At 47.1% G+C, this 13,127-nt stretch carries 16 protein-coding genes; 6 read left to right on the top strand and 10 right to left on the bottom strand.

What is annotated here, in order from left to right; translation table 11 throughout:
• Positions 1-2: 2 nt before the first annotated feature.
• From kdsB to hemB, 7 genes are all read right to left on the bottom strand, one after another.
• On the bottom strand, positions 3-755 hold the full coding sequence (kdsB, locus tag B5D50_RS16030; RefSeq protein ID WP_078923668.1) for a 3-deoxy-manno-octulosonate cytidylyltransferase: 753 nt from the start codon (positions 753-755) through the stop codon (positions 3-5).
• Positions 752-943: a Trm112 family protein gene (locus B5D50_RS16025; RefSeq protein WP_078923667.1), complete on the bottom strand. Its 192-nt coding sequence runs from the start codon at positions 941-943 to the stop codon at positions 752-754. The genes kdsB and B5D50_RS16025 overlap by 4 nt, the downstream gene beginning before the upstream one ends.
• Positions 936-1,943, bottom strand: a complete 1,008-nt coding sequence (gene lpxK, locus B5D50_RS16020) for a tetraacyldisaccharide 4'-kinase (RefSeq protein WP_078923666.1) — start codon at positions 1,941-1,943, stop codon at positions 936-938. Before lpxK ends, B5D50_RS16025 begins: the two co-directional genes overlap by 8 nt.
• Positions 1,940-3,700: a lipid A export permease/ATP-binding protein MsbA gene (gene msbA, locus B5D50_RS16015; RefSeq protein ID WP_078923665.1), complete on the bottom strand. Its 1,761-nt coding sequence runs from the start codon at positions 3,698-3,700 to the stop codon at positions 1,940-1,942. The genes lpxK and msbA overlap by 4 nt, the downstream gene beginning before the upstream one ends.
• Positions 3,701-3,705: 5 nt before the next feature.
• Positions 3,706-4,134, bottom strand: coding sequence for an ExbD/TolR family protein (locus B5D50_RS16010; RefSeq protein WP_078923664.1), 429 nt, complete (start codon positions 4,132-4,134; stop codon positions 3,706-3,708).
• A gap of 2 nt (positions 4,135-4,136) precedes the next feature.
• A complete protein-coding gene (locus B5D50_RS16005; protein WP_078923663.1) occupies positions 4,137-4,853 on the bottom strand; it encodes a MotA/TolQ/ExbB proton channel family protein in 717 nt (238 codons plus the stop codon).
• A 90-nt stretch (positions 4,854-4,943) separates the two neighbouring features.
• The gene (hemB, locus tag B5D50_RS16000) at positions 4,944-5,963 is read right to left on the bottom strand and encodes a porphobilinogen synthase (RefSeq protein WP_078923662.1); all 1,020 of its coding nucleotides are present in this window, start codon (positions 5,961-5,963) and stop codon (positions 4,944-4,946) included.
• Between the two features lie 169 nt (positions 5,964-6,132).
• On the opposite strand from hemB, the gene B5D50_RS15995 reads away from it, so the two are divergent.
• The 5 genes from B5D50_RS15995 to B5D50_RS15975 all read left to right on the top strand — a co-directional run bounded on the left by B5D50_RS15995 (position 6,133) and on the right by B5D50_RS15975 (position 11,238).
• Entirely contained in the window at positions 6,133-7,608 is a 1,476-nt protein-coding gene (locus B5D50_RS15995; RefSeq protein WP_078923661.1) for an FAD-linked oxidase C-terminal domain-containing protein, read from the top strand.
• Entirely contained in the window at positions 7,608-8,681 is a 1,074-nt protein-coding gene (glcE, locus tag B5D50_RS15990) for a glycolate oxidase subunit GlcE (RefSeq protein WP_078923660.1), read from the top strand. The genes B5D50_RS15995 and glcE overlap by 1 nt, the downstream gene beginning before the upstream one ends.
• 12 nt (positions 8,682-8,693) lie before the next feature.
• The gene (gene glcF, locus B5D50_RS15985) at positions 8,694-9,947 is read left to right on the top strand and encodes a glycolate oxidase subunit GlcF (RefSeq protein WP_078923659.1); all 1,254 of its coding nucleotides are present in this window, start codon (positions 8,694-8,696) and stop codon (positions 9,945-9,947) included.
• 128 nt (positions 9,948-10,075) lie between these two features.
• Complete coding sequence (locus B5D50_RS15980; protein WP_078923658.1) at positions 10,076-10,534, top strand: DUF4112 domain-containing protein; 459 nt, start codon at positions 10,076-10,078, stop codon at positions 10,532-10,534.
• Between the two features lie 35 nt (positions 10,535-10,569).
• Positions 10,570-11,238: a pyridoxamine 5'-phosphate oxidase family protein gene (locus tag B5D50_RS15975; RefSeq protein ID WP_078923657.1), complete on the top strand. Its 669-nt coding sequence runs from the start codon at positions 10,570-10,572 to the stop codon at positions 11,236-11,238.
• A 44-nt stretch (positions 11,239-11,282) separates the two neighbouring features.
• Here B5D50_RS15975 and tnpA read toward each other — a convergent pair whose 3' ends face one another.
• A complete protein-coding gene (tnpA, locus tag B5D50_RS15970) occupies positions 11,283-11,693 on the bottom strand; it encodes an IS200/IS605 family transposase (protein WP_078923656.1) in 411 nt (136 codons plus the stop codon).
• A 46-nt stretch (positions 11,694-11,739) separates the two neighbouring features.
• Between tnpA and B5D50_RS15965 the strand changes: the two genes are divergently transcribed.
• Complete coding sequence (locus B5D50_RS15965; protein WP_200807116.1) at positions 11,740-11,982, top strand: hypothetical protein; 243 nt, start codon at positions 11,740-11,742, stop codon at positions 11,980-11,982.
• Between the two features lie 5 nt (positions 11,983-11,987).
• Here B5D50_RS15965 and B5D50_RS15960 read toward each other — a convergent pair whose 3' ends face one another.
• Together B5D50_RS15960 and B5D50_RS15955 are read right to left on the bottom strand one after the other, a co-directional pair.
• Positions 11,988-12,476 (bottom strand): cupin domain-containing protein, encoded by a 489-nt coding sequence (locus tag B5D50_RS15960; protein WP_159448655.1) that lies wholly within the window; start codon positions 12,474-12,476, stop codon positions 11,988-11,990.
• On the bottom strand, positions 12,469-13,050 hold the full coding sequence (locus B5D50_RS15955; protein ID WP_143594390.1) for a sigma-70 family RNA polymerase sigma factor: 582 nt from the start codon (positions 13,048-13,050) through the stop codon (positions 12,469-12,471). The genes B5D50_RS15960 and B5D50_RS15955 overlap by 8 nt, the downstream gene beginning before the upstream one ends.
• Between the last annotated feature and the right edge of the window lie 77 nt (positions 13,051-13,127).

Raw genomic sequence — 13,127 nt, 5'->3', positions numbered from 1 at the left:
CCTTACATTAAACTTTCAACTAATTGAAGATCAGCTTCCGTATCTACCCCAGGTCCTGGAATGGCTTGGGCTAAATCGACATGAATCCGATAGCCATAATACAAAGCCCGTAATTGCTCTAATTTTTCTAATTGCTCTAATGGACAAGGTGCTAAGCGGGCAAAAGCTTTTAAAAATTCGGCTCGATAGGCATACATACCAATATGGCGCAGCGCATAGTGAGCTGGCTGCTCACTACCTGCTTGCACTGCATCACGCTGAAACGGAATTTGTGCCCGACTAAAATACAGCGCTAGACCATGCAGATCTTTCACCACTTTAACACTATTCGGATCAGCTAATTCCTGCTTGCTCTGCACGGGCGTGGCTAAAGTCGCAATCATCGCCTCAGGATGTGCTTGCAGATTATTAGCGAGTTGATACAAATTTTCGACGGGCGTAAGTGGTTCATCGCCTTGCAAATTGACCACGACCCGATCATCGGCCCAGCCGTAAACCTCGACCACTTCTGCAAGACGATCACTGCCTGTTTCATGCGTGGTTGCAGTCATGCAAACCGTTGCGCCAAAGCCTTCACATACGGCTTGAATGCGTTGGTCATCGGTGGCAATTACAATAGTCTCAAATGCTGCTTGTGCTTGCAGCGCCCGTTCATACACATGCTGCACCAAGGGTTTACCCTTTAATAAACGCAAGGCTTTGGCTGGCAAGCGCGTCGAGTCATACCGGGTTGGAATGACTAAAACCGGTTTCATTCTGCTAAACTCTCCACTTCTGCTTGAGTCAGTTCACGCGCTTCTTCCTCTAACATCACTGGCGTACCCTGCTTAATTGGATAAGCTAAACGGGCTGATTTTGAAATTAATTCTTGAGCCTCTTTATCATAAATCAGCTTCCCTTTCGTGACTGGGCAAACCAGAATATCCAATAATTTTTTATCCATGTACGGTTAACTCCTTAAGGCGTTGCAATAAGTGCTCGGCAAATGCTGTATCTAACTGGGCTTCAATCGGCAAATACCAGGCATTCTTAATCATATCTACCGGAAAGTTTCGACATTTTACCGCATCTTTCTCAGTCATCAGTATCGGTAAATTGTCCTGAAAGCTAAGATCCTTAGCAGTAAAGGCATGATGATCAGGAAAAACATGCTCTAGCAAGCTTAAGCCTGCTGAGGTTAGGCGACTAAAAAAACGCGCTGGATTCCCAATACCCGTGACTGCATGCACGCTTTGGCCTTGAAATAAACTCAAGGCGCGCTGTTCTGTTCCCACTAAAGACTGCAAGTTTTTGCCAAGAATTTGCAGAGTATATTCGCCCTGCTGAGCCTGTCCGTTGGTCACTACAAAATCACATGCTTGTAAGCGCACGGGCTTTTCACGCAAAGGCCCAGCCGGTAAGCAATAGCCATTGCCAAACCGCCGCGCACCATCCAATACCACAATTTCTAGATCACGTGCCATCCGATAATGTTGCAAACCATCATCGGAAATCACCAGATTACAATCGGTCTTTGCCAATAAATGGGCAATCGCAGCAGGACGATCACGTCCAATTACTAAAGGTACAGCGGTGCGCTGGACGATCACTACCGGCTCATCGCCTACTTCAAATGCTTGATCTTGAGCCTGCACTAAATGTACGGCGGTCTGCTTACCACCAAAGCCGCGACTGACCACACCAGGGCGATAACCTGCTGCCCGCAAATGCTCAATTAGCCAAATCACTAAAGGTGTTTTACCCGTACCGCCCACCGTGATATTCCCAACCACCAACACAGGCACAGGAAACTGCTGTTGTTCTACACTGAGTTTGGCTTTGCGCTGCTGGGCTAGATAGCAAAATACATAGCTTAACGGGCTTAAACTTAGGCGAGCCAGTGGGCGATGGTCATACCAAACCGATTCCAGCCAAGCGCTCAGCCATTGCTTGGCCACACTCATAGCGGTGCAGACTCGGTAAATTGCAGCGCATGTAACCGCGCATATTGGCCATTTAACGCCAGTAATTCGGTATGTGTACCGGATTCAATCAATTCACCGTCTTGCATGACTAAAATACAATCCGCACTTTCAATCGTTGACAAGCGATGCGCAATGATCAAGGTCGTTCGGCCTTGCAAGAGATGTTCTAAACCCGCTTTGATATGCCGCTCTGATTCGGTATCTAAAGCTGAAGTAGCCTCATCTAAAATTAAAATCGGTGCCTCTGATAAAATCGCCCGGGCAATTGCCAAACGCTGCCGCTGCCCACCCGAGAGCAATACTCCATTATCACCAATCACGGTGTTTAAGCCTTGGGGCAATTGCTCAATAAACTCTAAAGCATGCGCAGCCTCAGCAGCAGCACGAATTTTGGCAAGCGGTGCAGTTTGCATCTCACCATAGGCGATATTATTCCGAATCGTATCATTAAAAAGCACAATATCTTGGCCAACATAGGCGATTTGCCGCCGCAAATCCTGCAAGCCTAGCTCTGGCAAAGGGATGCCATCTAATTCAATTTGACCCTGCTGATAATCATAAAAACGCACTAATAAATTGACTAAAGTCGTTTTACCACTGCCAGAGCGCCCAACTAGAGCAAACTTTTGCCCTGCTTTAACTTTAAAGGAGATATTTTTTAAGACAGGCTTGTTGGTATAAGGATAAACAAAACCAACCTCTTTAAACTCAAGATTACCTTGGCAACTTGTCAGCTGGCGCTGACCTCGGTCCTCTTCCGTTGGTTCGTCTAACAATTGAAAAATACTTTCCCCTGCCGCGATCCCGCGCTGCAATTGCCCATTTAATTGGGTGAGATTACGTAAAGGTGTCAGCAGCATAATCATCGCTAAAATAAAGGACATGAAAATGCCGGGGGATAAACTATCTAAAGTCGCCTCACGGGTGGCAAGATAGACAATCGCCGCTAAAGCCACCGCAACTAAGAATTGCACCAAGGGCGTTGACAATAACTCCGTGAGTAAGCGCTTCATTTCCAGCTGCATATTGTGTTCATTCGCCTTTTGAAAACGCTGTGCTTCGTAGTGTTCACCATTAAAAATACGAACTACTTTATAACCTTGCACTAATTCATTACTGATTTGAGTCACTTCGCCCATCGAGTTTTGAACATGCTGGCTTAAACGACGTAAGCGTTTAGTCGCATAGACAATCACCAATGTAATCAAGGGCAGAATGATTAAGAGCCCCAAACTCAATTGCCAGCTGCGATAAAACATTAAGGCTAGTAGCCCAATAATCGTAGCTGTCTCTTGAATTAATACGGTAATGCCGCGAGTAGCCGCTGTAGCTAATTGATCCGTGTAAAAAGTCAGCTGCGATAATAATTGCCCTGCACTATGCTGCTGAAAATAAGGCACGGGTAAGCGTAATAGATGATTAAACACCTCACCCCGAATGGTTTGTACCACACTACGTCCGACTAGCCCCATGAAATAGCCTGAGACAAACATTGCCACACCACGCACTAGAAAGATGCCCATAATGCCCAAAGGCAACCAAGCAATTACCTCTGGGTCACGTTGAAGGATCGCTTGATCCAGTAACGGCCCCATAATATAAGCAAACAGGGGTTGAGTGAGAGCACCGACCAATAAACCAATAATCGCCAAGACTAAATAAGGCCAATAACGCAGAGAATAACTGGCTAACCGTCGATAGACTTGTAAACCAGCGATGCGTCGGGGTTCAGACATGTCGGCTACTTCTGCCGCTCAGCTTGGGTCGTCGCCATCGAGAAATTCGTTAAACCTAAGCGCCCAGCAATATCCATTGCCGTGACCACAGCTTGATAATTGACATTAGCATCAGCAGAAATCACTAAAGAAGGCGTGCCTTGTAGGGTATTTAATACTTCGGTCATGGCTTGGAATAAAGTCTCGGGTTGGGTATTTAACACTTCGCGTCCATTTACATAATAACGGCCTTGACTGTCAATCAATAACTCAAGTTTATTCTTAATATTCTGTGTTTCTGGGTTTTTACTTGCGGTCGGTAAGGCAATTTTTAAGGCGGAATTATGATTGAAGGTGGTCGTGACCATAAAAAAGATCAACAATAAAAACACCACATCAATCATCGAGGTTAAATCAACATCGACACTATTCGGTTCATGGCTACGAAATTTCATACTTAGCCCCCACTACCCATGCGTTGGCGGGCGGCAGCAATCGCTGCTGCTGCTCGCTCATTCGTAGTGGGTGTATGACTATGACTGCTGACACTCGCAGCGGGCGGACGGCGTTGATTATTTTGATTGACGATTTCAATCAATTTAACCGCTTCTTGCTCCATACCAAACACATAATTGTCTACTTTAGCTTTCAGCAAACGATGAAAAATCACCGCGATTAAAGCCACGACTAAACCCGCAGCGGTGGTAATTAATGCCTCAGAAATTCCGCCCGCAACTGCTGCGGGATCACCTGCACCGGCTTTAGAGATTTGGCTAAACGAACTAATCATCCCAAATACGGTGCCCAATAAACCCATCAGTGGTGCAATCGAACCAATTGTCGCCAAGGCAGGCAAATAGCGCTCCAAGCGATGCACCGCATGGCGGCCTGCTTCTTCGACATTTTCTTTCATGACATGACGCGGCAAATTACTACTGGCTAACCCTGTGGCTAACACACTACCAACTACCGAGCTTGCGCTTAAATTATCAATCGCATTGCTGGATACTTGCCCCGTTTCAGCGAGCTTACGTGCCATTTCAATATCAGCAGCCGGCATAACTTTACTACGACCTAACGCCCAGAAACGCTCAAAGATAATAGCCAGCGCAATAATAGACGCTAGAATGATGGGAATCATCATTACCCCGCCCGCTATGATTATTTCTAACATGGGTTAAGCCTCATACTTTTTATCAATTAGCCTAAAAATTTTACTTGCCCATTTTCCCGATAAACGGTGAAACCCTCGCTGAACACACTTTTAGCGTGTTAAAGCAGCATCCCGCAGCCATTGCGCGACATCTTTGGCAAAGTAACTAAGGATACCATCCGCCCCAGCGCGCTTCATCCCTAATAAAGCTTCTAACACACAAGCTTGCTCATCAATCCAACCATTCATGCCAGCAGCCCTCAGCATCGCGTATTCACCACTGACTTGATAAACATAAGTCGGTGCTTTGAATTGATCCTTCACCCGTCGCACTATATCTAAATAAGGCAGACCGGGCTTGACCATTACCATATCAGCACCCTCTTGCAGGTCTAGGGCGATTTCCCATAAAGCTTCGTCGCTATTCGCCGGATCCATTTGATAGCTATATTTATTACCCTTCCCCAAATTACCCGCCGAGCCAACTGCATCGCGGAAAGGTCCATAGAAACTGGAGGCGTATTTTGCGGAATAAGCCATAATGCGCGTATGAATATGCCCCTCTTGCTCTAAAGCCTCTCGCATAGCACGAATCCGCCCATCCATCATATCGGAGGGTGCAACAATATCCGCTCCCGCCTCTGCATGTGATAAAGCTTGCTTGACCAGTACCTCAACCGTTTCATCATTGACGATATAGCCCTCTGCATTCATCAAGCCATCCTGTCCATGTGAGGTGAAAGGATCTAAAGCCACATCAGTCATCACCCCCAATTCAGGCACTGCTGCTTTTAAAGCCCGCACCGCCCGCTGGGCTAAACCATTCGGATTATAAGCCTCTTCGGCTTGCTCCGACTTCGCCTCAGCTGGAGTAACCGGAAACAGTGCGATCAGCGGAATTCCTAACCGAGCGACTTGCTCCGCTTCTTGCACCAACAGATCAATACTTTTGCGCTCCACACCGGGCATCGAACTGACCGCCTCGCGCCGATTACTTCCTTCTAAAACAAACACCGGATAAATCAAATCATCCGTACTCAAGCGATGCTCACGCATCAAGCGCCGTGAAAAATCATGACACCGCATACGCCGCATACGGGTTAAAGGAAATCTACCGGGGAAATCAGCCATGAGTCAGCCCTGCAACAAGATGAAATGAGGGGTTATTTTGCCTAAAATCCTAGGCAGTGACCAGCCTCTATCTCATGAGATAGTCTTTCGATAATCTTTGCTTAAATTCTTTGCCTCACTCTTAATCCAAGTTAAAGTAGCTAACCTGCCCTCTTTGACAGCGAACCTTATGCCAGTCCAAACGTTTAACCCTGACCGCGAACTACTGATTGCTGCTTTACAGGCGCTTCGTCCGCCGGTCCTGATTTTGACTCGACCGGAAGAGCTCAAACCTTACGAATGCGATGGTTTAAGTGCTTATCGCCGTCTACCTTTAGTCGTGGTCTTGCCGGAAACCATCGAACAAGTGCAGGCGATTTTACAAATATGTCATACACAAAAAGTGCCGGTTGTTGCCCGAGGTGCAGGCACTGGTTTATCTGGAGGAGCCTTGCCACATGAGCAAGGCGTACTCTTAAGTTTGGCTAAATTCACCAAAATTTTAGACATTAATCCCAAGCGCCGTACTGCGACGGTTCAGCCCGGTGTGCGTAATCTTGCGATTACCCAAGCAGTCGATCATTTAGGACTCTATTATGCCCCTGATCCTTCCTCACAAATTGCCTGCACCATTGGTGGGAATGTGGCGGAAAACTCGGGCGGGGTGCATTGTTTAAAATATGGCTTAACCGTTCACAATATTTTACAAATTAAGCTGGTCACGATTGAAGGTGAACTACTCACCATCGGTAGCCACAGCCTTGACTCGCCCGGTTATGACCTATTAGCCCTGATGACAGGCTCGGAAGGCATGCTCGGGGTGATTGTTGAAGTCACGGTTAAATTGCTACCCAAACCTGAGCGAGTGCAAGTGCTGCTAGCCGCATTTGATGATGTGATTAAAGCGGGTGCTGCCGTGGGTGCAATTATTTCCGCAGGGATTATTCCGGCGGGCTTAGAAATGATGGATGGCCCTGCGATTCAAGCAGCGGAAGCATTTGCACAAGCGGGCTACCCTACCGAGGCAGCCGCGATTCTATTGTGTGAACTCGATGGAACGCATGCAGAAGTATCTGAGCAACTTCTGCGCGTACACGAGATTTTAATCAAGAGTGCAGCCACTGAGGTACGCACGGCGAAAGATGCTCAAGAACGTGCCATTTTATGGAAAGGTCGGAAATCAGCCTTCCCTGCGGTCGGACGGATCTCACCCGATTACTATTGCATGGATGGGACTATACCGCGCAAACATTTACCTCAAGTTTTACAAGCGATTCATGAATTCTCGCAAGAATTTGAGCTAGCTGTAGCGAATGTGTTTCATGCTGGCGATGGTAATTTACATCCTTTGATTTTGTTTGATGCGAATCAGCCCGGGCAATTGGAGCGTGCTGAGGCATTTGGTGGCAAGATTTTAGAGCTGTGTGTAGCCGTAGGCGGTACGATCACGGGTGAACATGGGGTGGGCATGGAAAAAATCAATCAGATGTGTGCGCAATTTAACCGTTTAGAATTGACTCAATTTCATGCCGTGAAAGCTGCATTTGACCCTGAAGGCTTACTCAATCCGGGTAAAGCCGTCCCGACTTTACAACGCTGTGCTGAGTTTGGCGCACTGCATGTGCATCAAGGGCAATTACCGCATGCTGATTTGGAGCGCTTTTAATGAGTGAAGATCTCAGCCAAGCTTTACAAGCACAAGTGCAGGCCGCTTATGCGCAAGGCAGAACTTTAGATATCCAAGCGGGCAAGAGCAAAACTTGGTATGGCAATCCGACTGAAGGTGAAATCTTAGCAGTGGCTGGGCACAGCGGTATTTTAAACTATGAACCCAGTGAATTAGTCATTACAGCACGCGCAGGTACCCGTTTAACTGAACTGGAAGCCACCTTAGCCGCACACGGTCAGTGTTTAGCTTTTGAACCACCCCATTTTGCCGAAACGGCTACTCTTGGTGGCACAATTGCGAGTAATTTTTCTGGCCCTGCCCGCCCCTATTTAGGGGCTGCACGTGACTTTGTGCTGGGCTGCAAGCTCATCAATGGCCAAGGTGAAATTCTGCAGTTTGGTGGCCAAGTCATGAAAAATGTTGCAGGCTATGATGTTTCACGCTTAATGGCGGGCGCTTTAGGGACTTTAGGGGTGCTCTTAGAGCTTTCCTTGCGCGTGATCCCTAAACCAGAAACTGAACTCACTTTAGTTAACACCTTAAGCACGACTGACATGCTACAACAAGCCAACCACTCTGCACGCCTGCCCTTGCCACTGAGTGGCTTTGCCTATCTGGATGGTCAAGCTTATATCAGATTGAGCGGGACTGAAGGAGCTGTTAAACAGGCCAGCGCTTTCATCGGTGGAACAGCTTTAGCCGCTGGTACAAATTTTTGGCTCAGCCTGCGTGAGCAGCAATTGGCATTTTTCCAAACCACTGAACCGCTGTGGCGGTTATCACTGCCTGCAGATACAGGTGTCCTTGAGTTGGCGGGGTCAACCCTATATGACTGGGGTGGAGCACAACGCTGGTTAGTCAGTAACTTAGATGCACTGCAGATTCGTAACACGGTGGCCGAATACGGTGGACATGCAACCCTGTTTCGGCGTTCATCGGAGCCAACGCCTGTCAGCCCTAGTGTTTTCCAATCCTTAACACCTGAACTCATGCATTATCATCGGCAATTAAAGCAAGCCTTTGACCCGAAAGGCCTATTCAATCCTAATCGCTTATATCTTGGTCTATAAAGAGAAGCCTTCATGCAAACTAATTTAAGCGAGCCGTATCGTCAGAGCGCGCAAGGTCAAACCGCTGAAGCCATTTTACGAGCTTGCGTACATTGTGGATTTTGCACCGCTACCTGTCCTACTTATCAGTTATTGGGCGATGAATTAGATGGTCCGCGTGGACGAATTTATCAAATTAAACAAATCCTCGAAGGTGCACAGCCGACGGCAGTCACCCGCACTCATTTAGATCGTTGCCTAAGCTGCCGCTCCTGTGAAACCACTTGCCCCTCGGGGGTCGATTATGGACGTTTGTTAGATATTGGACGGGAGATTGTTGAAGAACACACTCAACGCCCTTTTTTAGAGAAATTGCAACGCCAAGCTTTACGGACGATCCTGCCCTATCCACAGCGGGTGAGCGCCTTGCTAGCATTCGCCTATTTAGTTAAACCACTGCTGCCCAAAACCTTAGCTAGAAAACTACCTGCTCAACAAGGTAATCGCTATCAATGGTCGGTGAAACCTCAAGCCCGCAAAGTTTTAGCGTTTGAAGGTTGTGTGCAAGCCGCTGTGACACCTTCCACGACAGCAGCGCTGGCACGGATTTTACACCAGCTGGGGATCGAATTAGTGCGGGTTAAAGCAGCGGGTTGTTGCGGAGCGGTCAGTCAACATCTAGCGGCACCTGAGGCAGCGTTAAATTTCATGCGCCGAAATATTGATGCTTGGTGGCCTCATCTTGAAGCGGGTGCAGAAGCGATTGTGATCAGTGCTAGTGGCTGTGGGCTGATGTTAAAAGAGTATGGGCATTTACTAAAACACGATCCTCTGTATGCGACCAAAGCCCAAACTATCTCTGCGCTCGCCAAAGACAGTAGTGAGTTATTAGCAACAGCCGAATTTAGCCATCCACAGATTCCTGAACACTTAAAAAAAGTCGCGTTTCACAGCCCATGCACCTTGCAGCATGGTTTAAAACTCAATGGTGTGGTTGAGGGTATCTTACAAAAACTAGGGTTTGAGTTAGTACCTGTTGCCGACGCCCATCTTTGCTGTGGCTCAGCGGGTACGTATTCGATTTTACAGGCGGAATTATCTCAACAACTGTTAAGCAATAAACTCCAAGCTCTGCAAGCCTCACAGCCGCAAGTGATCGCAACCGCCAATATTGGTTGCCAGTTGCATTTAGCAAGTGGCACTAAACTCCGAGTCGTGCATTGGTTGGAGTTAGTCGATCAGGCCTTAGCCGATGAGTATCCCTTGAACAATGGATCTGATCAATAGCGGATAAGTATCCGATAAACTGCATAATTAAAGTCAAATAAATTAAGACTTAAGCGGTTTTTTCTGCTAAAAGTCCCCTAGCTTCACCTATACAATAGCGATTAACCTAGCCGTTAGAGGAAACTTACATGAGTAATGAGCAGCTCAGTAAAAAGCTGGATAATTTAGCATGGTTATTAGATAACTCGATCAAAATCCCAGGAACCTCTTGGAAAATCGGTCTTGACGGGATTTTAGGGTTAATTCCGGGGGTCGGTGACTTAGCAGCCGGTGGTTTGTCCACCTATATTTTATACCAAGCGGTTAAGCTTAAAGTCCCGAAAGCGGTGCTGGCACGGATGGCTTTAAATATCTTATTAGAAAGCGTGATTGGTGTTATCCCGATTCTTGGCGATTTATTTGATTTTATCTTCAAAGCCAATCAGCGTAATGTCAATTTAATGCGCAAATACGTGTTAAATCCTAGGGATACCACTAGACAAAGCACTCTGACCCTAATTGCTCTACTTGTATTTTTCATTGTGGTCTTAGGCTTTATGGTCTGGGGTATGTTCGCCTTAGTCGCTGCGATTATTAATGCGTTTTAAACCTCTAAAATTGATGTGTGAATGGGAGTTGCAAGATGGCTAGAACTCGTGAGCAGGCACCGAGTGCTCGTGCTACGGTCAAACAATCGGCAGCACGGGCTGATTATCAAGCAGAAACACTGTATGCGATTATTGATGCTGCCCTCGTCGGTACAGTATCGGTCGCCATAGACGGGCAGCCCTTTGCTCTCCCAATGATGGTAGCGCGCATCGGCGAACATATTTACCTACACGGCTCACGGACTTCACGCATCATTAAACACCTCCGTGCAGGCCATCCAGTCTGTGTCGCTTTCACGCTGATTGATGGGATTGTAGTAGCACGCTCTGGAATGAATTGCTCTGCCAACTACCGTTCCGCAGTCGCCCACGGTCAAGGGGAAGCCGTAGAGGGAACTGAAAAAGCTGAACTCTTGCATCAAATCACCTATACGATTATTCCGGGGTCGAAAGGTGATTATCGTGAACATTTACCCGAAGAATTAAAAGCGACTACCCTCATCCGTATTCCCTTGAGTGAAGCGGCCTGCAAAGTACGTACTGGCGGCCCCAACGATGATAAGGATGATGTGAGTTTGCCGCATTGGGCGGGGGTGATTCCGTTAACACAGGTCTATGGCGAGCCTATCCCTGCTGATGATTTACCAGCAGGCCTTGCAACACCAGATTATGCTTTGAAATTTCCGTTACCAAAGAAGCCGTAAAGCCCCTTTGAGGTGGGGGCTACAAGGCAATCGGCGTGAGCCGATTAAAGCGGTCCATCCTGTTGCTCAATATATTGTTTAAGGACTGATAGAGGCGCACCGCCGACACTCCCAGCAAAGTAAGAAGGCGACCACAGTGAACCTGATTTTTTGCATATCCAGTGCTCACGAATAGAGTCAAATTCTTGTTTCAATTTTCGGCTGGATACCCCTTTGAGTGAGTTAATGAGTTTGGAGAGCTGAACTTTAGGCGGGTAATTAATCAGTAAATGGACGTGATCGTGTTCCCCGTTGAACTCGACCAGTTCGACTTCAAATAGTCGGCAAACCTCTTTCAAGATGGCTTCTAAGCGCTGAAGGCTAGATTCATTGAATACGTTGCCACGATATTTAGTGATAAAAATTAAATGGGCGTGCAGCATAAAGACGCAGTGTCGACCTGTACGAATATTCATAGACTGATTCTTTAATAGTTAGACTAGGCTATTTATAATAAGCTTTATGAAAGAAAAGGCCAATCTCAAAACCTTAAAAGTTCGCATCAAGGTTCAAGAAGTGATTGCAGCTCATCATACAGCCCGTCGCCCATTCAAAACGGATCAGCTGTGCTGGCGGGTATCGGGCGGTGCACAGCGATCCTTGGGCTGGATTCCGTTTAAGATAGGTGCCGCGAAGTGGAAAAGCGGACAAGTTTATTTTGCAGGCCACTACTTCATAATCGTTAAACTGAGTAAGCCTTCATAGCTGACTCAAATCGGTGGTAAAGCGCCTTTTAATAACACCAAAGCCCCGGTCTCAGTCCGCAAGCGTCCATGATATAGGCCTTGCTCAGCAAAATGATAATCACCTGCTTGTAGCTTAAGCTCACCGAGCCATAAATCCCCTTCAAGCATTAAGCATTCTTCAGGATAAGGATGTGGATGCCCTTGCATTTCAAAACCGGGCGCTAAACGAGCCAGATAGGTGAGTAAATCCGAACTCCCTTCTTGATGGAGAATTTTGATTTTTGCCCCCGGCAAAGGCTCTAGCCATTCACCTTCATGAGCACGAATCGTCTTAAAGCCCGGTTGGATAGCTGCTTCTTCGGCATGAACTTGAGCCAGCAGTTTAGTCCGCATACTGGCTTTTAGCTGAGCAGGCAGCGGATAAGCTGCTTGATGCTCAGCTAATAATTCAACCACATCCTGTTCTAGCCCATTATTCATACTTAAATTTAAATTATCATTACTGCTATTCATAAATACCCCCATGCGGGTATGTGGTCGTCAATGCGGTACGCAAGATAGCCTGTGCGCGCCGCAAAACCGTTTTCACTGTTCCAAGTGGCTCTCCCGTATAATCGGCAATGTCCTGATGGCTCATACCCCGATAAAAAGCCAACATAATCCATTGACGCTGCTGTGTATTCAAGAGCTTTAAGGCAGCGGCTAATTGCTCAGTCTGCTCGAGCTGGGTCAGCTGCTCAAGCTGATTCAAACTGTGCTCATCGACCGCATCAAAATCATCGGCAATCGGTAATTGTTGCTGAGTCGCAGTCGCTTCTCTGCGCAAAGCATCAATAGCACGACTATGCGTCATCATCATTAACCAAGCCAAAGGTGCTGCTTGACTAGCCTGATAATTCGCCCGATTCCGCCACGCTTGCAGATAAACATCATTAACTACTTCTTCCGCCAAACTGGGTTTGGAAGTAATGCGCATTGCTAGACCAAATACATAACTGACGGTCAGATCATAAAAGCGCCCTAAGGCAGCCTGATCGCTGTGTTGCATTCGCTCGATTAGAGCATAAAGTTCGGTCTGATTATTCACTACGGCTGACTACTAAGGGCAATGTAAGCTAGCTTAACATAGACAATTATAGGCATTCTAATAATGCGTAGCGGGTT

It is taken from the genome of Thiothrix eikelboomii (genome assembly GCF_900167255.1).
Taxonomy (GTDB): Bacteria; Pseudomonadota; Gammaproteobacteria; order Thiotrichales; family Thiotrichaceae; genus Thiolinea; species Thiolinea eikelboomii.
This window is presented reverse-complemented; position numbering and strand designations above follow the sequence as displayed.

Excerpts from the sequence above, each read along its gene's own strand:
- msbA (WP_078923665.1), bottom strand. The coding sequence starts at position 3,700 with ATGTCTGAACCCCGACGCATCGCTGGTTTACAAGTCTATCGACGGTTA.
- B5D50_RS16005 (WP_078923663.1), bottom strand. The coding sequence starts at position 4,853 with ATGTTAGAAATAATCATAGCGGGCGGGGTAATGATGATTCCCATCATT.
- B5D50_RS15975 (WP_078923657.1), top strand. The coding sequence starts at position 10,570 with ATGGCTAGAACTCGTGAGCAGGCACCGAGTGCTCGTGCTACGGTCAAA.
- B5D50_RS16025 (WP_078923667.1), bottom strand. The coding sequence starts at position 943 with ATGGATAAAAAATTATTGGATATTCTGGTTTGCCCAGTCACGAAAGGG.
- glcE (WP_078923660.1), top strand. The coding sequence starts at position 7,608 with ATGAGTGAAGATCTCAGCCAAGCTTTACAAGCACAAGTGCAGGCCGCT.
- B5D50_RS16010 (WP_078923664.1), bottom strand. The coding sequence starts at position 4,134 with ATGAAATTTCGTAGCCATGAACCGAATAGTGTCGATGTTGATTTAACC.
- lpxK (WP_078923666.1), bottom strand. The coding sequence starts at position 1,943 with ATGAGTGTGGCCAAGCAATGGCTGAGCGCTTGGCTGGAATCGGTTTGG.
- hemB (WP_078923662.1), bottom strand. The coding sequence starts at position 5,963 with ATGGCTGATTTCCCCGGTAGATTTCCTTTAACCCGTATGCGGCGTATG.
- tnpA (WP_078923656.1), bottom strand. The coding sequence starts at position 11,693 with ATGAATATTCGTACAGGTCGACACTGCGTCTTTATGCTGCACGCCCAT.
- B5D50_RS15960 (WP_159448655.1), bottom strand. The coding sequence starts at position 12,476 with ATGAATAGCAGTAATGATAATTTAAATTTAAGTATGAATAATGGGCTA.
- kdsB (WP_078923668.1), bottom strand. The coding sequence starts at position 755 with ATGAAACCGGTTTTAGTCATTCCAACCCGGTATGACTCGACGCGCTTG.
- B5D50_RS15980 (WP_078923658.1), top strand. The coding sequence starts at position 10,076 with ATGAGTAATGAGCAGCTCAGTAAAAAGCTGGATAATTTAGCATGGTTA.
- B5D50_RS15995 (WP_078923661.1), top strand. The coding sequence starts at position 6,133 with ATGCCAGTCCAAACGTTTAACCCTGACCGCGAACTACTGATTGCTGCT.
- glcF (WP_078923659.1), top strand. The coding sequence starts at position 8,694 with ATGCAAACTAATTTAAGCGAGCCGTATCGTCAGAGCGCGCAAGGTCAA.
- B5D50_RS15965 (WP_200807116.1), top strand. The coding sequence starts at position 11,740 with ATGAAAGAAAAGGCCAATCTCAAAACCTTAAAAGTTCGCATCAAGGTT.